Genomic DNA, 20,350 nt, shown 5'->3' with positions numbered 1-20,350 from the left:
ATAACGATAATCACTATCATTATCAAATCATGGATGTTGCTATGTCGTTTTCCTCTTCTTCGGTGCGCGCGATTGCCGTGCCCGTTTTATTGCTGCTGTTGATCCTTGCGACTGTACTCAGCCTGCTGGTCGGCGCGAAGCCGCTTCCCGCGTCCGTCATCGTTGATGCGCTCACTGGCACCTGCCAAAGCGCTGACTGCACTATCGTGCTCGACGCTCGCCTGCCCCGCACCCTTGCCGGGCTGCTGGCCGGTGGCGCACTCGGCCTTGCCGGTTCCCTGATGCAAACCCTCACCCGCAATCCGCTGGCGGACCCCGGCATTCTCGGCGTTAATTCTGGCGCCAGCTTTGCCATCGTGCTCGGAGCGGCGCTGTTTGGGTTTACTTCTCCCTCTGAACAGCTGGCGATGGCTTTCTGCGGCGCGCTGGCCGCCTCGCTGCTAGTGGCGTTTACCGGCAGCCAGGGCGGCGGCCAGCTGAGTCCGGTACGCCTGACGCTGGCGGGCGTGGCGCTCGCGGCGGTGCTGGAAGGCTTATCTAACGGCATCGCCCTGCTCAACCCGGACGTCTACGACCAGCTGCGCTTCTGGCAGGCCGGCTCGCTGGATATCCGCACCCTTGAAACCCTGAAAGTGGTGGCGTTCCCGGTCATTATTGCTGCCGCCGTGGCGCTGTTTTTAAGCCGGGCGCTGAACAGCCTGAGCCTCGGCAGCGACACCGCTACCGCTCTAGGCAACCGCGTCGCGCGCACGCAGCTGATTGGCCTGCTGGCCATCACCGTCCTGTGCGGCAGCGCGACCGCCGTGGTCGGCCCGATTGCCTTTATCGGCCTGATGATGCCGCACATGTCGCGCTGGCTGGTGGGGACGGATCACCGCTGGTCGCTGCCGGTCACGCTGCTGGCGACGCCTGCGCTGCTGCTGTTTGCCGACGTGCTGGGTCGCCTGCTGGTGCCGGGCGAACTGCGCGTCTCGGTGGTCAGCGCCTTTATCGGCGCGCCGGTGCTGATCTTCCTGGTACGACGTAGACGCGGAGGTGGCGCATGATGGCCCCGTCCCGTCGTTTACTCACCAGCGTCTCGCTGCTAAGTATCCTCATTCTGCTGCTGGCGGTCTGGAGCCTGCGCAGCGGCGCGGTGACGCTCGATTTTTCTCAGGTGCTTAACGCCCTGCTCGGCAGCGCGCCGCGCAATATCACCTTGGTTGTCACCGAATGGCGCCTGCCGCGCGTGGCGATGGCAATTCTCGTAGGTGCGGCGCTCGGCGTCAGCGGTGCGATATTCCAGTCGCTGATGCGCAACCCGCTCGGTAGCCCGGACGTGATGGGACTCAATACCGGGGCCTGGAGCGGCGTGCTGGTAGCGATGGTGCTGCTCGGTCAGCACCTGACGGCCATTACCTTTACGGCAATGGCGGGCGGCATTCTGACGTCGCTGGTTATCTGGCTATTGGCCTGGCGCAACGGCATCGACACCTTCCGGCTGATCATTATCGGTATCGGCGTACGTGCGATGCTGATGGCCTTTAACACCTGGCTGCTGCTGCAGGCCTCGCTGGAAACGGCGCTTTCCGCCGGGCTGTGGTACGCAGGTTCCCTTAACGGCCTGACGTGGGGCAAAACCTGGCCCGCCGCGCCGCTGATTGTGCTGATGTTTATCGGCGCGCTGCTGCTGGTTCGCCGCATGCGGCTGCTGGAGATGGGCGACGACAGCGCCTGCGCGCTGGGCGTGAGCGTCGAGCGCTCGCGCCTGATGCTGATGCTGGTCGCCGTACTGCTGACCGCAGCCTCTACGGCGATCGCCGGGCCAATCTCGTTTATCGCCCTCGTGGCACCGCATATCGCGCGACGTCTTAGCGGGACGGCGCGCTGGGGATTAACCCAGGCGGCGCTGTGCGGCGCGCTGCTGCTGCTGGCCGCCGATCTCTGCGCCCAGCAGCTGTTTATGCCTTATCAACTGCCGGTGGGCGTAGTGACCGTCAGCCTCGGCGGGATTTACCTCATCGTCTTGCTCGTTAAGGAGTCACGCAAGAAATGACAGACACAACCACTCGCTTGCGCGGCGAACATCTCACCCTCGGCTACGGCAAAAAAATCATTGCCCGAGACTTAACCGTTGCCATTCCGGACGGCCACTTCACCGCGATTATCGGCCCGAACGGCTGCGGGAAATCTACCCTGCTGCGCACGCTGAGCCGCCTGATGACGCCGGTGGAAGGTAGCGTCTTCCTGGACGGGGAGCAGATCCAGCGCTTCGCCAGCAAAGAGGTGGCACGCCGCATCGGGCTGCTGGCCCAAAACGCCACCACGCCGGGGGACATCACGGTGCAGGAGCTGGTCTCGCGCGGGCGCTACCCGCACCAGCCGCTGTTTACCCGCTGGCGTAAAGAGGACGACGAGGCGGTGAACCGCGCGATGCAGGCGACGGGGATCGCCGATCTCGCCCGGCAGAGCGTGGACACCCTCTCCGGCGGCCAGCGTCAGCGAGCGTGGATTGCGATGGTGCTGGCGCAGGAGACGTCGATCATGCTGCTGGACGAGCCGACAACGTGGCTGGACATCAGCCATCAGATTGACCTGCTGGAGCTGCTGAGCGAGCTGAACCGCACGCAGGGGTACACCCTGGCGGCGGTACTGCACGATTTAAACCAGGCATGCCGCTACGCCACGCACCTGATTGCCTTGCGGGACGGTGAGATTGTGGCCCAGGGTGCGCCGAAAGAGATTGTCACGCCGGAGCTTATAGAGCGGATCTACGGCATGCGCTGCATAATAATCGACGATCCGGTGGCGGGTACGCCGCTGGTGGTGCCGTTAGGTCGGCGGTAATTGCCGAGTGGCGGCTACGCCTTACCCGGCCTACATTTAGCTCCCGTAGGCCCGGTAAGCGCAGCGCCACCGGGCATTTGCACTATCCTAAAATTTCCTTCAGTACCGGCCCAATCTTTTCAAACGCCTGCGGTGAAATGATATCCACGTGGGCGCAGTCCTGGCTGTTCACCTCAAGTTCCGCCACCCACGGCGCCCATGCGGCCTGCGGATCCATCGTGCGCGTGCGCTCGGCGACAAACAGCGTCGCTTTGCCGTTAAAGCGCGCGCTGTGCGCCGTGGTGAGCAGCCGCACCGCATCGGCGTAGTTGCCCTCAATGGCGTTAAACAACTCGCTGGAGCCCTGTCCCTGCTGGGCGGCGATAAACGCCTGACGCTCGCGCTCGATCTCCGCCAGCACCGCCGGGTCGAGACCGTTAGCCTCTTTTTCCGCCCAGTTCTGGGTTTCCGGCGGCCAGGTATCCAGCAGGCCGAGGAACGACACCTCTTCACCCTGCTCGCGCAGGCGGGCCGCAATACCCTGCGCCAGCGTGCCGCCGAGGGAATAACCGAACAGATAATACGGCCCCTGCGGCTGCTGCTTACGCAACGTGTTCAGATGATGGTCGATCACCCCATCAAGATCCGCGCACTGCTGCATCGGGCCGTCCGGGCGCGGCGACTGAATGCCGACGATTGACCAGTGCGGGCTGAGATAGCGCGCCAGGACGCTAAACTGCCAGGCGAAGCCGGACGCCGGATGGAAGCAGAACAGCGTCGGGCCGTCGCTCTCACGCAGCGGCAGAAGCGTTTCAAACCCCAGACGCTGCGCCTGCTCGTCGCTCATCGCAGAATCCAACAGCGCGCTAAGCTTGCTCACCGTGGAGGCGACCATAATTTGCCCCGGCGTCACCTTGCGGTTGAACGTGCGGCTAAGCTTCGCCGCCAGACGCATGGCCAGCAGCGAGTGGCCGCCGAGGGCAAAGAAATCCGCCTCGATGTCATTGATCTCGCAGCCCAGCAGCGCGGTAAAAGCCCGCGCGACGGCGATTTCGGTTTCGCTTTCCGGCGCCCGCCCGGAGGTATTGCGGGTCAGTTCCGGCAGCGGCAGCGCCTTGCGGTCAAGCTTGCCGTTGGCGCTCAGCGGCAGCGCGCTGATTTGCAGCAGCACAACCGGCACCATATGCGGCGGCAACTGGGCTTTGAGTGATTCCAGCAGAGCGTCACGATCCAGCGGTAAACCGGATCCAGAAACCACGTACCCCACCAGCTGACGGGCATCGCCACCCGTTGCAGCCGCCTGGTTGAAGACGCAGGCGTGCGCCACGGCCTGGGCCACGTCCGGCAGCGACAGCATCGCCCGGTCGATTTCGCCCAGCTCAATGCGCTGACCGCGAATTTTTAGCTGATCGTCGCTGCGGCCGAGATATTCCACCGCGCCGTTGTCCAGCCAGCGGGCAACGTCGCCGGTGCGGTACATGCGCTCGCCGGGAGCGAACGGGTCAGCAATAAAGCGGCTGGCGGTGAGGTCCGGACGGCCCAGATATCCCTGCGCCAGCTGAATGCCGGTGAGATAAAGATCCCCCGCCACGCCGAACGGCACCGGGCGCATCATTGCATCCAGAATGCGCAGGCCCGTGTTCCACACCGGGAAGCCGATCGGCACGCTGTTGCCTGCAACTGCCGCCAGCTCAGGGCCATACGCCGGATACCAGCTGACGTCTACCGCCGCTTCCGTCGGGCCATAGAGGTTGTGCAGCGGCACGTGGGTCAGCTGTTCCCACTCGCGGCACAGTTCCGTCGGCAGCGCTTCGCCGCTGCAGAACACCTGCTTAAGCGTTTTGCAGCAGTCGACGTTTTCCGGCGTCAGTGAGGCAACAAACGCCGCCAGCATCGACGGCACGAAGTGGGTGGTGGTCACGCCGTAGTGGGCGAAGAAGCTTTGCATTGCCTGCGGATCGCGGTGCGCGTCCGGCTCGGCCATCATCAGCTTCGCCCCGGCGATAAACGGCCACCAGAACTCCCACACCGACACGTCAAAGCTGCACGGCGTTTTCTGCGCCACCACGTCGTTCGCGTTCAGAGGGTAGCGATCCTGCATCCACTTCAGGCGGTTGACGATAGCGGTATGGCCGACCATGACCCCTTTCGGACGCCCGGTCGAACCGGAGGTAAAGATGATATACGCCGTCTGCTCCGGCTTCGCCAGACGCAGCGGTTCAGCATCGGTGGCCGGTAAGAGTGTGTTGTAACTAAAGGCAGTAATCGGCAGATCGCTAAAGCGCGGAAGCTGTTCGTCAGTGGTAATGAGCAGCGACGGCTTCGCGTCCTCGAGCATCATCCGCAGGCGATCGTCCGGGTAGCCGGTGTCGAGCGGCAGCCACGCGGCGCCCGCCTCCACAATGCCGTGTAATGCTAACGTCAGGAATACCGAACGCGGCAGGGCCACCGCCACGCTGTCGCCCGGCTTCACGCCGCGCTCGCGCAGCTGGTTTGCCAGCGCGACGACCTGCTCGCGCATCTGGCTATAGTTCAGCTCAATATGCGCATCCGCCAGCGCCGGGGCGTCCGGCGTTTTGCTCGCTTGTTCCGCCACCAGATCCGCGAGCGTGGTGGACGGCAGCGCCAGTCCGGTATCGTTGATGCGCTCAAGCTGCGCGTATTCCTGTTCAGAAACGGTTTCCACTTCACCACAGCGCAGGTCCGGGTTGGCCGCAAACTGAATCAGCATCGCGTTCAGGCGAGCGACGTGACGCTTCAGCGTCGCTTCATCGTAACGCTGCTTATTGGCGAGGATCTCAATGCCCAACCCGCCCTGCTCGTCCGGGAACAGCGCCAGCTCCAGATCGTTCACCGGTCCGGTCGCCAGCGTGTGGGTGATGGCCTCCACGCCGTCGATATCCAGCTGATAATCAAACACCTTAACGTTCAGCACGGGACCAAACAGCGCTTCATCACCCGCCGCTTTCCCGCTGTCTCGCACGATCTGCTCGGCGTCGTAGCGCTGGTGGCGGCGCATTTTTTTCAGCTGGTTCGCCAGGCGCAGCGCCAGCGCGGGCAGGCTTTCCTGCGCATTGATATTGACCGCCAGCGGCAGGACGTTAAGCACCGGGCCGGTCGCGGTCAGCGCGGCAGACCCCATGCGGCGCATAAAGATAAACCCGGCGGCGTAGTCCAGGCGTCCGGTAAGACGGCCCAGCCACAGCGCCACCAGCGCAAGCGCCAGTTCAGTACGCTGCGTCTGCCCTGCCGCCTGAGCAAGCTGGCTAAAGGCGCGACCGTCGGCGTCAACCTTCAGGCGAAGAATATCGGTCGTGGCGGCGCGTCCAGGCAGCGGCGCGGAGGAGAGCGAGACCGGAGAAGGCAGCTGTTTACGCTGCTCGGCCCAGAAGGCGCCGTCGCGCCGGTACGCCTCGCTGTCGCGATAGCGCTGGTACTCGTCCACCACCTCTGCAAATGGGGTAAACGGGGATTCCGGCGTGGGGTCGCCCTTTTTCCACGCGGCATAAATTGCGGCGATCTGGCGGGTAATGGCCGGGAAGCTGAAGCCATCCACTACCAGATGATGATAGCGCTGATACCAGTACCAGTGGTTTTCACCGACCTGAATCAGCTGGTGAAATGCCAGCGGCTGGCCGCTGTCGACGCGCAGGTTCTGGTTAAGATCGGATTCCATCAGCGCCACGGCGGCGGCGTGGGAATCAACGCGAACAACGGGCGGTTCCGGCAGAATGAAGGTGTCATCCACCCACTGCCACACCTCACCGTTTTCTTCCGCAAAGCGCATGCGCAGGGTATCGGCCTGCATCATGCCTGCGGCAATGGCTTTTGCCAGCAGTGGCGCATCAATATCGCCTTTCAGCTCGGTGTAGTGCGCCACGCTCCAGGCGTTTGGCAGCGTTGACAGCTGTTCCGCCATCCAGATACCCGGCTGGGCAGCGACGAGAGGAAGACGGTTCATGCGTTCTCCCCCGAAAAGTGAGACGGCTCAAGCGTTTGCCAGTGTTCCGCCAGCCACTGCTGGCACGCCTCCTGAGACTGTGCTTCGCACACCACGCGCCACCCTGCCGGCAGTTCGCACTGCTGCGGCCACAGGCTGTACTGCCCCTGGTCATTTTGCAAAATGGCGAACTGTCCCTGCGGATTATCGAAAGGATTGCTGAATTCCATACAGACTCCGTTAGTGAATAAGCGGCTGCCAGAGGGTCATCAGCCCCTGCGTCAGCCCACCGCGCCAGCAAAGCGCGTCGTGTCCGCCGTCAACCTGACGCCAGATAACCGGTTGGTGCGTCTGCATCGCGGCGTAAATCGCCTGATTCGCGCGGAAGATGAGCGGCTCGTTGCGCCCGGCTTCAAGAATGATGCGTAGCCCGCGAGGGGTTATTTCACCGGCTTTAAGTTGTTCGATTAATAGCCCTTCCTGCTGCCCGCCGCGGTGCGGCCACCAGTAGGAGCCGGACTGGCTGAGCACGCAGCCAAAACGCTGCGGCCAGTTGAGGCCTGCATAAAGAGACGCGAGCCCGCCAAAGCTTTGCCCTGCGACCACCGTACGGTCGGCGCGGTCGCTGAACGGCGCGCGTTTTTGGACAAGGGGGAGAAGTTCTTCCTGCACCGCCAGCCAGAAATCGGGATTGCACGGCAGCTCGCGGTTGCGATGCTGCATGTCGATAACATCGATTAAGACGTAGACCGCAGGCGGTAATTTGCGCTCGGCGGTGAGAGACGCCAGCGCAGGCCAGACCGGCATGCTTTCGGCCCAGAACTGCCCGTCGAGCAGCACCGCCAGCGGACGTTCCAGGTTGTCGCCCCCGGTGGTGAAAATCCAGACGCGGCGGCGATTTTTCAGGCGCGCGCTTTCCCACTCAATGCAAATCGGAGGTTGATACGGCGTATCGGGATGATTCCAGCCCGGCTGAACCGGCGCGTCCGGCATCTCCAGCGCGGAGACGGCATGGCCGCGCCCGCCGCGCCAGCTCTGCGGATTCAGCGGGTCTGAAACCGCGTGCGGCAGCAGCCTGCGCCAGCCCTCGCGCAGCGCCAAGCGGTCTGGCAGTTCGCCTTCAAACACTGTATCGGCAAAATCGTTTTCATTTTCAGAAGGGATAAAACAGTAGCTCCCGCGCCACTCGGGGCTGAACTCACCCTGCCACTGCCAGACGTCGGTATCGGGAATGCGTTTGAGGGACTGTGGACGGGCATTTTGGTGATGATCGGTCACGCCGGTGACGTAGAGCCAGACGCGTTTGATCGGTGACGTTGTTTGCGTTCCTGCCGGGTCACGCCACCAGAACGTGACGCGATATTTTCCCTTTTCCGGCTTCCATTCAGGCCCGTTTTTCGACTGCCACCACGCCTCACTTCCCGTTGTTAACGCCGTCACCCTTATAACCTCATGTTTAACAGTCTTTTTTGTTTCAGAGCAAATTTTATTGATAATATTATTGATAACTATTTGCATTTGCAATAGCGTAGTGCCCGCGCTGTGGGAAGCGCTCATAAAACAACCACAAAAGCAGGACGTACAATGAATAAGAAGATTCACTCTCTGGCCTTGCTGGTCAATTTAGGGATTTACGGCGTCGCGCTGCCCGCTCTGGCAGACGACAACACCGCCTCTGCGCAGCACGAAGATACGATGGTGATCACCGCCGCCGAGCAGAATCTGCAGGCGCCGGGGGTATCGACCATTACGGCCGATGAGATCCGCAAAAACCCGCCCGCGCGGGACGTGGCTGAAATCATCCGCACCATGCCGGGCGTTAACCTGACCGGTAACTCCACCAGCGGCCAGCGCGGGAATAACCGTCAGATTGATATCCGCGGCATGGGGCCAGAAAACACCCTGATCCTAATCGACGGCAAGCCGGTGACCAGCCGTAACTCCATCCGTCTGGGCTGGCGCGGCGAGCGCGACACCCGCGGCGATACCGGCTGGGTGCCGCCGGAGATGATCGAGCGCATCGAAGTGATCCGCGGTCCGGCCGCCGCGCGCTACGGCAACGGCGCGGCAGGCGGCGTAGTGAACATCATCACCAAAAAATTCGACGACCAGTGGCACGGATCCTGGAACACCTACCTGAATGCGCCTGAGCACAAGGATGAAGGTTCCACCAAACGCACCAACTTCAGCCTGAGCGGCCCGCTGGGCGGCGACTTCAGCTTCCGCATGTTCGGCAATCTGGACAAAACCCAGGCCGACGCGTGGGACATCAACCAGGGTCACCAGTCTGACCGAACCGGTGCCTACGCCGACACGCTGCCCGCGGGCCGTGAAGGGGTGGAAAATAAAGACATCAACGGCGTGGTGCGCTGGGACTTTGCGCCGATGCAGTCCCTGGAATTTGAGGCGGGCTACAGCCGTCAGAATAACCTCTACGCCGGTGATACCCAGAACACCAACAACGACAACAGCTCCAGCGGCCTGGTGAAGAAGAACTACGGCAAAGAGACCAACCGTATCTATCGCCAGAACTTCGCGGTGACCTGGAACGGCGGCTGGGATAACGGCATCACGACCAGCAACTGGGCACAGTACGAGCACACCCGCAACTCCCGTCTGGGCGAAGGGCTGGCGGGCGGTCTGGAAGGCCTGTTCAACAGCAATAAATTTACCGACACCGACCTGGCCGACGTGATGCTGCACAGCGAAATCAACCTGCCGATTGATTTCCTCGTTAACCAGAACCTGACGCTGGGCACCGAGTGGAACCAGCAGCGTATGAAGGACTCCACCTCCTTCACGCAAACCCAGCAGGGCGGCATCATTCCGGGCATGAGCAACGACCGCAGCCCGTACACCTCGGCAGAGATTTTCTCGCTGTTCGCCGAGAACAACATGGAGCTGACCGACAGCACCATGCTGACCCCTGCCCTGCGCTTCGACCATCACACCATCGTCGGCAACAACTGGAGCCCGTCACTTAACCTGTCGCAGGGTCTGGGGGATGACTTCACGCTGAAGATGGGGATCGCCCGCGCCTACAAAGCGCCGAGCCTGTACCAGACCAACCCGAACTACCTGCTCTACAGCAAAGGTCAGGGCTGCTACGCCAGCTCCGACGGCGTGGGCTGCTACATGATGGGTAACGACGACCTGAAGGCCGAAACCAGCATCAACAAAGAGATTGGCCTGGAGTGGAAACGCGACGGCTGGCTGGCGGGCGTGACCTGGTTCCGTAACGACTACCGCGACAAGATCGAAGCGGGCTACGCGCCGATCGGTCACACCTCGTCCGGTAAAGTGAAGACGGATATCTACCAGTGGGAAAACGTACCGAAGGCGGTGGTCGAGGGCCTGGAAGGCTCCCTGAACGTACCGGTCAGCGACACCATTAACTGGACCAACAATATTACATACATGCTGCAGAGCAAGAACAAGGAGACCGGCGATCGTCTGTCGATTATTCCAGAGTACACGCTGAACTCGACCCTGAGCTGGCAGGTGCATCAGGACGTGTCGCTCCAGTCGACCTTTACCTGGTACGGCAAGCAGCAGCCGAAGAAGTACAACTACAAAGGTCAGCCTGTGACAGGGTCTGAGAAAGACGAAGTCAGTCCGTACAGCATCGTTGGTCTGAGCGCAACCTGGGACATGACGAAAAACGTCAGCCTGACCGGCGGCGTGGATAACGTCTTCGACAAGCGCCAGTGGCGTGCGGGGAATGCCCAGACGACCGGGAATGCTACCACCGGTGCGTATATGTACGGCGCAGGGGCCTACACGTATAATGAACCGGGTCGAACCTGGTACATGAGCATAAATACGCGTTTCTAAGGTAAAAACAAAACGGCAACCCAGTTGCCGTTTTTAGTGTTTGCTCCCTCTCCCCGTGAGAGAGGGCCGGGGTGAGGGCATCAGGCCGCACTATTTGTTGATAGAGGGGAAAACATGCGCACAACCCACACCACGTTCATTCTCGCCGGCCACACCGTCCACCACGTCATCTTCGACCCTACCACCTTCACCGACGCCGATCTTCTCTGGCTCCCCCATCACGCAGAGCTTTCAAACGCCGGACGCAAACGCAAAGCCGAGCATCTGGCAGGCCGCACTGCCGCCGCGCATGCCCTCAGTGCGATAAATGAACGCGTAATTCCCGGTATCGGCCCCAGCGGTGAACCGCTCTGGCCGGAAGGCGTCTCAGGGAGCATCACCCACAGCGGCACGCAGGCAATGGCGGTTGTCGTCAGTCATCCAGATGCGCTTGTGGGTATTGATTGCGAAGCCATTCTTCCAGACCGTGAAGCCCGCGAAATCCAGGACGGTATCATTGATGCACAGGAAGCGATGTGCCTGACGCACTCGGGCTACCCTTTTGCGCTGGCGCTGACGCTCACTTTTAGCGCCAAAGAAAGTTTATTTAAGGCGTTCTTTCCGCAGGTGAAGACTTTTATGGGGTTTGAGTGGGCGAGAGTCACAGAGTTAACGGAAAAAACAATCACGCTGGCGCTTTCGCACCCGGTTGGAGACTATCCTGAGGGTAAACGCTTCACCCTCATCTGGCAGAATAATGATACGAGCGTGTGGACACTGCTAAAAGCCTGATGGCGCAACGCTTATCAGGCCTACAGTAAAGCGGTTTGTAGGCCGGGTAAGCGCAGTGCCACCCGGCATGAGGACAGCGGCGATGCCTTTATACGTTCTTCAGATCAAGGCTCAAACATCCGGGAACATCACGCTATTACCCGGCGCTTCCCTGTGGAGATGGATAAAGTTCAGGTGCCGTTCATACTGATCCAGAATGTCCGTAATCACCTGCTCCTTGCTGTAGTCCATCAAATCATTCCCCTGGCTTCCTTCCAGCAGGAAGGTCTCCAGCCGGTAGTAGGTCGACTTCCCGCTGCGCGCCCGGTAGGTAAACCCGGGCACCGAGTACTGCTGCGGCCAGATCTGGTAGACAAAGTTCTGCTCGTCGCCCATGTGCACCAGCAGATCCAGGTGACCCAGGGTCTCGCCCTCCTCCGGCGGCAGATTTTTGAGCTCCACGTAGGCGCCACGCAGCTTCAGCTCCTGCGCCACCTCTTCCATCGCAGGGAAGCAGACGGTCTCCATCATCTGTTTGGTGTAGCGCGTGCCCGGGTAGTTCATCAGTCGCGACAGGCGTTTCTTCCAGCTCAGCCTGTCCTGCGCCCCCATCGGACGCGGCGCGGTGTCGCGGCTGGCGCTGACGCGGCGGTAGTCTTCCACCTTGAGCGATTTATACAGCCCGGCCATGACAAAGAAGATGACGAAGCTGAACGGCAGCCCCATGATCACCGTGGTGTTCTGCAGCGCCGAGATGCCGTTGGTCATCAGCATGCCGAGCGTCAGCAGGCCGATGGCAACGGACCAGAAGATGCGCAGCCAGTTCGGCGCGTCGCTGTTGATGTCTTTGAGCTTCGAGGTGAAGTTGCCCAGCACAAGCGCGCCGGAGTCCGCCGAGGTGACGTAAAACAGCAGGCCGGTGATGGTCGCCACGGAGGCGCTAAAGGTAAACGCCGGGTACTGCGCCAGCAGGCTGTAAAAGCCGCGCTCCGGGTGCGCCATCGCTTCCTGCGCGAAGGTTGCATTGCCGTGGATGATCTCGTGCAGCGCGCTGTTGCCGAAAATCGACAGCCACAGCAGGGTAAAGGTGAACGGGATAATCAGCGTGCCCATTACGAACTGACGAATGGTGCGGCCACGCGAAATGCGCGCGAGGAACAGGCCAACAAACGGCGACCACGCCACCCACCACGCCCAGAAGAACAGCGTCCAGTTGTTCATCCACTCTACCGGGCGGTCGAAGGCGAAGCTGTTCAGCGTCATGCCCATAAAGCGGTTCACGTAGTCGCCCACGTTCAGCACTAAGGCATTGAGCAGGAACGAGGTATCACCCATAAACAGCACGAACAGGATCAGGCCCAGCGCCAGCGCCACGTTCAGCTCGGAGAGTACGCGGATGCCCTTATCGACGCCCGACGTCACCGAAATGGTGGCGATAATGACGGAGAGCGCGATCAGCGCCGCTTTCGCCGCCATCGAGTCCGGAATATCAAACAGCACGCTCAGCCCGTAGTTGAGCTGCACCACGCCGATCCCGAGCGTTGTCGCGATGCCGAAGATAGTGCCGATCACCGCCGCAATGTCGACGCTGTGGCCAATCGGGCCGTTAATCTTTTTACCGAAGATCGGGTAGAGCGCAGAGCGAATGGTGAGGGGTAAATTATAACGATAGCTAAAGTATCCGAGCGCCATGCCCATCAGGGCGTACATCGACCAGCCCGTCAGTCCGTAGTGGAACAGCGTCCAGACCATCGCCTGGCGCGCGGCCTCCATCGTCTGCCCTGCCCCTTCCGGCGGCTGCATATACTGCGTGACCGGTTCCGCCACGGAGAAGAACATCAGGTCGATGCCGATGCCCGCGGCAAACAGCATTGCGGCCCAGCTCAGCAGGCTGAACTCGGGCTTGGACTGCTCAGGCCCGAGCTTTACCGAACCAAAGCGCGAGCAGGCAATGCAGACCACGAAGACAATATAGAGCGTCGCCGCCAGCAGGTAGTACCAGCCGAAGGTCTTCGACACCCAGTTCAGGGTGCGCCCAATCCACTCGGCAGAAAAATCACGAAAGAAGATCGTTGTCAGGGAAAACAACAAAATCAGCCCGGCGGACGTATAAAAAACGACCGGGTTGATTTTGTCTTTTTCTCTGTCCTGTGAAAGGTCTGTCATCCAGTATCCTCACTGTTTTTGTAACTATTAAAATCCAAATCCGCAACAATTAAGACACATTTTATATTGAACGTCCAATCAAAAACCGCTTTAATGTATAACCAACGCTGATGAATGGAGTGGCAACAATGCCCAAAGTGGGGATGCAGCCGATCCGGCGCAGGCAGCTTATCGACGCCACGCTGGAAGCAATAAATGAAGTGGGAATGCATGACGCGACGATCGCGCAGATCGCCCGTCGGGCGGGCGTTTCCACGGGGATCATCAGTCACTACTTCAAAGACAAAAACGGTCTGCTGGAAGCGACCATGCGCGACATCACCGGCCAGCTGCGCGACGCGGTTTTGAGCCGCCTGCACGCCCTGCCGGACGCCAGCGCGGAGCAGCGCCTGCAAGCAATTGTCGCCGGCAATTTTGATGAAACCCAGACCAGCGGCGCGGCAATGAAGGCCTGGCTGGCCTTCTGGGCGAGCAGCATGCACCAGCCGATGCTCTACCGCCTGCAGCAGGTGAGCAGCCGCCGCCTGCTGTCGAACCTGGTGTACGAGTTCCGCCGCGAGCTTCCGCGCGAACAGGCTCAGGAGGCGGGCTACGGGCTGGCGGCGCTGATCGACGGGCTGTGGCTGCGCGCCGCGCTGAGTGGCAAACCGCTGGATAAGACCCAGGCCCAGTCACTGACCAGCCACTTTATCAGCCAGCATTTACCGACCGAATAACCGAGGAGAATTTATGTCCCGAATGGCAGAACAGCAGCTTTATATTAATGGTGGTTATACATCGGCCACCAGCGGTCGCACCTTCGAGACCATCAACCCGGCCAACGGTGAAGTCCTGGCGACCGTACAGGCCGCCGGGCGCGAGGACGTCGATCGCGCCGTAGAAAGCGCAACGCGCGGGCAAAAAGTCTGGGCGGCGATGACCGCCATGGAGCGCTCGCGCATCCTGCGTCGCGCCGTCGACATCCTGCGCGAGCGCAACGACGAGCTGGCAAAGCTGGAAACTCTCGACACCGGTAAAGCGTATTCCGAAACTTCCACCGTCGACATCGTCACCGGCGCGGACGTGCTGGAGTACTACGCGGGGCTGATCCCGGCGCTGGAAGGCAGCCAGATCCCGCTGCGTGAGACCTCGTTCGTCTACACCCGCCGCGAGCCGCTGGGCGTGGTGGCGGGTATCGGCGCGTGGAACTACCCGATCCAGATAGCCCTGTGGAAATCCGCCCCGGCGCTGGCGGCGGGCAACGCAATGATCTTCAAGCCGAGCGAAGTGACGCCGCTTACCGCCCTGAAGCTTGCAGAGATCTACACCGAAGCGGGCGTTCCAGACGGCGTGTTTAACGTCCTGCCGGGCGTGGGCGCGGAGACCGGTCAGTACCTGACCGAGCATCCGGGCATCGCCAAAGTCTCCTTTACCGGCGGCGTCGCCAGCGGCAAAAAAGTGATGGCCAACTCGGCGGCCTCGTCCCTGAAAGAGGTGACGATGGAGCTGGGCGGCAAATCCCCGCTGATTATTTTCGACGATGCCGATCTCGATCTCGCGGCGGACATCGCCATGATGGCCAACTTCTTCAGCTCCGGCCAGGTGTGCACCAACGGCACCCGCGTGTTTGTTCCGGCTAAGTTCAAAGCCGCGTTTGAGCAGAAAATCGTTGAGCGCGTGGGCCGCATCCGAGCGGGCGATCTGTTCGATGAAACCACTAACTTTGGTCCGATGGTCAGCTTCCCGCACCGCGACAGCGTGATGCGCTACATCGCCAAAGGCAAAGAGGAAGGCGCGCGCGTGCTGTGCGGCGGCGACGTGCTGAAGGGCGAAGGCTTCGATAACGGCGCGTGGGTGGCCCCGACCGTGTTCACCGACTGCACCGACAAGATGACCATCGTGCGCGAAGAGATCTTCGGCCCGGTGATGTCCATCCTGACCTATGACACCGATGAAGAAGCGATTCGCCGCGCCAACGATACCGACTACGGTCTAGCGGCGGGCATCGTAACGGCCGACCTGAACCGCGCCCACGGCGCCATTCATCAGCTCGAAGCGGGCATCTGCTGGATCAACACCTGGGGTGAATCCGCCGCAGAGATGCCGGTCGGCGGCTACAAGCACTCCGGCATTGGCCGCGAGAACGGCGTCATGACGCTGCAGAGCTACACCCAGGTGAAGTCCATCCAGGTTGAGATGGGTAAATTCCAGTCCATATTTTAACCGGGAGGTTTATTTGCAATTTGACTACATCATTATCGGGGCCGGCTCTGCCGGCAACGTGCTGGCTACACGACTGACTGAAGATCCGAACACTACCGTCCTGCTGCTTGAGGCAGGCGGGCCGGACTACCGCTTTGACTTCCGCACCCAGATGCCCGCCGCGCTGGCGTTCCCGCTGCAGGGCAAGCGCTATAACTGGGCGTACGAAACCGAGCCAGAGCCGTACATGAACAACCGCCGCATGGAGTGCGGGCGCGGCAAAGGGCTGGGCGGCTCGTCGCTGATCAACGGCATGTGCTACATCCGCGGTAACGCGATGGACCTCGACCACTGGGCAAAAGAGCCGGGCCTGGAGCACTGGAGCTACCTCAACTGCCTGCCCTACTACCGCAAGGCAGAGACCCGCGACGTGGGGCCGAACGACTATCACGGCGGCGACGGTCCGGTGAGCGTCACCACCTCGAAGCCGGGCGTGAACCCGCTGTTTGAGGCGATGGTGGAAGCGGGCGTGCAGGCGGGCTATCCGCGCACCGACGATCTCAACGGCTATCAGCAGGAAGGCTTCGGCCCGATGGACCGCACGGTCACGCCGCAGGGCCGACGCGCCAGCACCGCGCGCGGCTATCTGGATCAGGCGAAACCCCGTCCGAATCTGACCATCCGCACCCACGCCATGACCGATCGCATTCTGTTTGACGGCAAGCGCGCCGTGGGTGTCGAGTGGCTGGAGGGCGAAAGCACCATTCCGTCCAAAGCAACGGCGAAGAAAGAAGTGCTGCTGAGCGCCGGGGCGATTGCCTCCCCGCAGATACTCCAGCGCTCCGGCGTGGGCAATGCTGACCTGCTGAAGCAGTTTGATATCCCGCTGGTGCACGACCTGCCCGGCGTGGGGGAAAATCTGCAGGATCACCTGGAGATGTACCTCCAGTATGAATGCAAAGAGCCGGTCTCTCTCTACCCTGCCCTGCAGTGGTGGAACCAGCCGAAGATTGGCGCCGAGTGGCTGTTTGGCGGCACCGGCGTGGGCGCGAGCAACCACTTCGAAGCGGGCGGGTTTATCCGCAGCCGCGAGGAGTTCGAGTGGCCGAACATTCAGTACCACTTCCTGCCGGTGGCGATTAACTACAACGGCTCGAACGCGGTGAAAGAGCACGGCTTCCAGTGCCACGTTGGCTCCATGCGCTCCCCGAGCCGTGGGCACGTGCGCATTATGTCGCGCGATCCGCACCAGCATCCGGCGATCCTGTTCAACTATATGTCCCACGAGCAGGACTGGCAGGAGTTCCGCGACGCGATCCGCATCACCCGCGAGATCATGCACCAGCCCGCGCTGGACAAGTACCGCGGTCGTGAAATCAGTCCGGGTATTGACTGCCAGACCGACGAGCAGCTGGACGAGTTCGTGCGTAACCACGCCGAAACCGCGTTCCACCCGTGCGGCACCTGCAAGATGGGTTACGACGAGATGGCGGTGGTCGACGGCGAAGGCCGCGTTCACGGGCTGGAAGGGCTGCGCGTGGTGGATGCGTCGATTATGCCGCAGATCATCACCGGCAACCTGAACGCCACCACTATTATGATCGGTGAAAAGATTGCCGACGCCATTCGCGGGCGCGAGCCGCTGGCAAAAAGTACGGCCGCGTATTATGTGGCCAACGGGGCGCCGGTTCGCCGCTGAGGATATTTCCCCTCACCCGAGCCCTCTCCCTCAAGGGAGAGGGCGTTTATCTTCCCACCCAAAATTTTTGTATTTTCCTGCATCCAGTTTCCCCCCTCCCCTCGTATATGCATATGTGAGCAACCCCTTTGCTCCCTAATCCGAGGAAAGATGATGAAAAAGCTAACCCGTGTTGCATTCGTAACCAGCGCTTTACTCTTCTGTGCAGGCGCATCAGCAGCCATGACGTCAGGCTCCGTGATGGTGGGCGGAGCGGAAATGTACCCGAGCAAAAATATTGTTGAAAACGCCGTGAACTCGAAAGATCACACCACGCTGGTGACCGCCGTCAAAGCGGCCGGGCTGGTGGATACGCTCCAGAGCAAAGGGCCATTCACCGTGTTTGCCCCAACCAATGCGGCGTTTGCAAAATTGCCTGCCGGCACCGTCGAGAACCTGGTCAAACCCGAAAACAAAGCCACGCTCACCAGCATCCTGACCTATCACGTGGTCGCCGGTAATTACGATATGAAAGCGCTGGAGCAGAAAATTAAACAGGGCGGCGGCCGCGCGGAGCTGAAGACCGTTAGCGGTCAGCCGCTGTGGATCATGAGCAACGGCCCGCACAATATTCAGCTTAAGGATGGTAAAGGTAATGTGGCGAACATTAGCACCTATGACGTTCATCAAAAAAACGGCGTGATCGATGTGATTGATACCGTCCTGATGCCTAAGTAGTTGTCTATACTTCGGAAGTGTGACGTTGCCTTCCGGGAATAATATGGATAACGCGCTGGCTGAACAGCAGCTGAAATTAATGCAGGCGGTCGCAAACGGCGATCGCCGTGCATTTGAACAACTTTATCGACTCACATCGCCACACCTGTTTGCCGTCGCGCTGCGCATGCTGCACGACCGCGCATGGGCAGAAGAGATCCTTCACGACTGTTTTATCACCGTCTGGAGTAAAGCTGAAACCTACAACGCTGCACTGAGCTCCCCGATGACCTGGCTTACGCATATTGTGCGCAACCGGTGTATCGACTGGCTGCGCAGCGGGCAAACGCGGGCTGCCGACCGCGAGACGCCGTATAACGAAGCGCTTTTGCCTTGCGAGAACGATGAGCAGAATAACTGGCACGACGATGGGCAGGCAGCACGGCTCAGGCAGTGTCTCGAACATTTAAGCAGCGAGCAGCGCCAGAGCATTACGCTCGCCTACTATCAGGGAATGTCTCACAGCGACATTGCCGACTGGCTCCAGCAGCCTCTTGGCTCGGTGAAAAGCTGGATACGTCGGGCAATGGACCATCTTCGGGAGTGTGTCGGGCTATGAATGACGCAGAAAAACGCGACGACATGCTGGCAGCAGAGTATGCCCTCGGCACGCTGCGGGGAGGAGCACGGCTTCAGTTCCAGAAACGGGTTGCCCATGAACCCGCCCTGGCCGCCCGCGTCGCGTACTGGCAGGAAATGTTCAGCACGCTGGATAGCCATCTTGTGCCCGTCCCTCCACCCGAGACGGTGTGGAAAAAAATCGCCCTCGATCTGCCGCCTAAAAAGCCTTTACGCAAAAGTCGGCCTTATGTCGGCTGGATGGTTGCCGCCTCACTCGCCGCCCTGGCGGTCGTTGCCTGGTATTCCACCCGTGCGCCTGAACTCGCTCCGCTGATGGTCCTCAACGATGCCCAACAGCACGGGCAGTGGGTCGTCAGCGCGGACGCCAGCCGCCAGCATATGAGCATTGCCCCTCTTCGACCAACTGCTGTCGCGGCGCAACACAGCCTGCAGCTTTGGCTGATCCCCGGCGGGCAGGCGCCGGTTTCCATGGGGCTGCTGCATAACGACATACCCACACGCGTCACCCTCAGGAACACAACGCTCCCTCCTGACGCCACGATAGCCATAAGCCTTGAACCAGAGGGCGGCTCGCCTACTGGCCTCCCGACTGGTCCGGTGCTTTACAGTGGCAAATTGTAATCCTCAGGCCCTGTTCGCAGGGCCGCTATCGTTAACCCATTTCATTTATATAATATCCTCGATTACCTATAAGAATTAAATATTAGACCTGCAATTAGTTTAATTATTAAAAAACGACATTGACAGACTCTTCCGTACTCCATTAAGTTTTATACGAACATCATTTATTCCCGATACACAATATATCAAAAACCGCGTTAATGAATTTTTTTATTATTCATTAACGCTTCTCTGCCTTTTATTTTTTGCATCACTCAATAGCGAGATAAGATCATGAATAATAGTGCAAACAAAGTTGTTGTTATCACCGGTGCCAGCAGCGGTATTGGTGAGGCCATTGCCCTTCATCTGGCAGATAAACCTTTTTCACTGGTGCTGGTTGCCCGTCGTCTGGAGAAAATTAATGCCCTGGTGGACCGCATCATCCAGCAGGGTGGCCAGGCGATAGCCGTAAAGGCCGATGTTACCCGTCAGGAAGAGGTGCAGCGCGCCATTGACGCAGCCGTTGCCGCCTACCAGCGCGTGGATGTGCTGATCAACAACGCGGGCTTTATGGCTATCGCCCCGCTTAGCGAGCTGAAAACCGATGAATGGGACAAGATGATTGATACCAATCTGAAAGGGGTGCTGTACGGCATCGCTGCCGCGCTCCCGGTGTTTCAGCGCCAGGACAGCGGGCATTTTATTAACGTTGCCTCCGTCGCGGGCATCAAAGTGCTGGCCCCTGGCGGCGTGGTGTATAGCGCCACGAAATTCGCCGTCCGCGCGCTGAGCGAAGGCTTACGTCAGGAGGCGGGTAAAACCATCCGCACGACGCTTATTTCTCCCGGTGCCGTCGAAAGCGAACTGCAGTTCGGCAGCTCTGATGCCCCAAGCAAACAGTTCCTGCATGAATTTTACAAGCAGGCTATTTCGGCTGACGCGATTGCCCGCTCCGTTTTATTTGCCATCGAACAGCCGGGCGACGTTGATATTAATGAAATTGTTGTTCGTCCGACGCAGGAAGAATTTTAGCC

At 60.4% G+C, this 20,350-nt stretch carries 16 protein-coding genes; 12 read left to right on the top strand and 4 right to left on the bottom strand.

All coding sequences use genetic code 11. The annotated features are described in order from the left end of the window. Positions 1 to 41: 41 nt before the first annotated feature. The 3 genes from fepD to fepC are packed head-to-tail and all read left to right on the top strand — an operon-like array spanning position 42 to position 2,826. Positions 42 to 1,046: a Fe(3+)-siderophore ABC transporter permease gene (gene fepD, locus PUP35_RS05620; protein WP_274242303.1), complete on the top strand. Its 1,005-nt coding sequence runs from the start codon at positions 42 to 44 to the stop codon at positions 1,044 to 1,046. Continuing rightward, on the top strand, positions 1,046 to 2,035 hold the full coding sequence (gene fepG / locus PUP35_RS05615) for an iron-enterobactin ABC transporter permease (protein ID WP_274243234.1): 990 nt from the start codon (positions 1,046 to 1,048) through the stop codon (positions 2,033 to 2,035). Before fepD ends, fepG begins: the two co-directional genes overlap by 1 nt. Further along, entirely contained in the window at positions 2,032 to 2,826 is a 795-nt protein-coding gene (gene fepC / locus PUP35_RS05610; protein ID WP_274242302.1) for an iron-enterobactin ABC transporter ATP-binding protein, read from the top strand. The genes fepG and fepC overlap by 4 nt, the downstream gene beginning before the upstream one ends. A gap of 82 nt (positions 2,827 to 2,908) precedes the next feature. Here fepC and entF read toward each other — a convergent pair whose 3' ends face one another. From entF to fes, 3 genes are read right to left on the bottom strand one after another with little or no spacing between them, the layout of a single operon-like run. Further along, on the bottom strand, positions 2,909 to 6,766 hold the full coding sequence (gene entF / locus PUP35_RS05605) for an enterobactin non-ribosomal peptide synthetase EntF (RefSeq protein ID WP_274242301.1): 3,858 nt from the start codon (positions 6,764 to 6,766) through the stop codon (positions 2,909 to 2,911). Then, complete coding sequence (locus tag PUP35_RS05600; protein WP_274242300.1) at positions 6,763 to 6,975, bottom strand: MbtH family protein; 213 nt, start codon at positions 6,973 to 6,975, stop codon at positions 6,763 to 6,765. The genes entF and PUP35_RS05600 overlap by 4 nt, the downstream gene beginning before the upstream one ends. 10 nt (positions 6,976 to 6,985) lie before the next feature. Next, positions 6,986 to 8,185, bottom strand: a complete 1,200-nt coding sequence (gene fes, locus PUP35_RS05595) for an enterochelin esterase (RefSeq protein WP_274242299.1) — start codon at positions 8,183 to 8,185, stop codon at positions 6,986 to 6,988. Between the two features lie 144 nt (positions 8,186 to 8,329). On the opposite strand from fes, the gene PUP35_RS05590 reads away from it, so the two are divergent. Then, positions 8,330 to 10,579 carry a TonB-dependent siderophore receptor gene (locus tag PUP35_RS05590; protein WP_274242298.1) on the top strand — a complete coding sequence of 750 codons (2,250 nt, stop codon included), beginning with the start codon at positions 8,330 to 8,332 and terminating at the stop codon, positions 10,577 to 10,579. Between the two features lie 114 nt (positions 10,580 to 10,693). After that, positions 10,694 to 11,350: an enterobactin synthase subunit EntD gene (entD, locus tag PUP35_RS05585; protein WP_274242297.1), complete on the top strand. Its 657-nt coding sequence runs from the start codon at positions 10,694 to 10,696 to the stop codon at positions 11,348 to 11,350. Positions 11,351 to 11,461: 111 nt separating this feature from the next. On the opposite strand, the gene betT is transcribed toward entD, so the two are convergent. Further along, positions 11,462 to 13,495 carry a choline BCCT transporter BetT gene (gene betT / locus PUP35_RS05580; RefSeq protein ID WP_029741651.1) on the bottom strand — a complete coding sequence of 678 codons (2,034 nt, stop codon included), beginning with the start codon at positions 13,493 to 13,495 and terminating at the stop codon, positions 11,462 to 11,464. A 128-nt stretch (positions 13,496 to 13,623) separates the two neighbouring features. Here betT and betI point away from each other — a divergent pair, with 128 nt between their 5' ends. From betI to PUP35_RS05545, 7 genes are all read left to right on the top strand, one after another. Next, positions 13,624 to 14,211 (top strand): transcriptional regulator BetI, encoded by a 588-nt coding sequence (betI, locus tag PUP35_RS05575; protein WP_115874451.1) that lies wholly within the window; start codon positions 13,624 to 13,626, stop codon positions 14,209 to 14,211. Between the two features lie 13 nt (positions 14,212 to 14,224). Continuing rightward, the gene (gene betB / locus PUP35_RS05570; protein WP_274242296.1) at positions 14,225 to 15,697 is read left to right on the top strand and encodes a betaine-aldehyde dehydrogenase; all 1,473 of its coding nucleotides are present in this window, start codon (positions 14,225 to 14,227) and stop codon (positions 15,695 to 15,697) included. A 13-nt stretch (positions 15,698 to 15,710) separates the two neighbouring features. Then, a complete protein-coding gene (betA, locus tag PUP35_RS05565; protein WP_274242295.1) occupies positions 15,711 to 17,375 on the top strand; it encodes a choline dehydrogenase in 1,665 nt (554 codons plus the stop codon). Between the two features lie 153 nt (positions 17,376 to 17,528). Continuing rightward, positions 17,529 to 18,092 carry a fasciclin domain-containing protein gene (locus PUP35_RS05560; RefSeq protein ID WP_274243232.1) on the top strand — a complete coding sequence of 188 codons (564 nt, stop codon included), beginning with the start codon at positions 17,529 to 17,531 and terminating at the stop codon, positions 18,090 to 18,092. Positions 18,093 to 18,135: 43 nt separating this feature from the next. Next, positions 18,136 to 18,690 (top strand): RNA polymerase sigma factor, encoded by a 555-nt coding sequence (locus PUP35_RS05555; RefSeq protein WP_115874447.1) that lies wholly within the window; start codon positions 18,136 to 18,138, stop codon positions 18,688 to 18,690. After that, positions 18,687 to 19,334 (top strand): anti-sigma factor, encoded by a 648-nt coding sequence (locus PUP35_RS05550; protein ID WP_274243230.1) that lies wholly within the window; start codon positions 18,687 to 18,689, stop codon positions 19,332 to 19,334. The genes PUP35_RS05555 and PUP35_RS05550 overlap by 4 nt, the downstream gene beginning before the upstream one ends. A 273-nt stretch (positions 19,335 to 19,607) precedes the next feature. Beyond that, entirely contained in the window at positions 19,608 to 20,348 is a 741-nt protein-coding gene (locus PUP35_RS05545; protein ID WP_274242293.1) for an SDR family oxidoreductase, read from the top strand. The last annotated feature ends 2 nt before the right edge of the window (positions 20,349 to 20,350 follow it).

The sequence above is a fragment of the Enterobacter sp. S-33 genome (assembly GCF_028735835.1).
Lineage (GTDB): Bacteria > Pseudomonadota > Gammaproteobacteria > Enterobacterales > Enterobacteriaceae > Enterobacter > Enterobacter vonholyi.
This window is presented reverse-complemented; position numbering and strand designations above follow the sequence as displayed.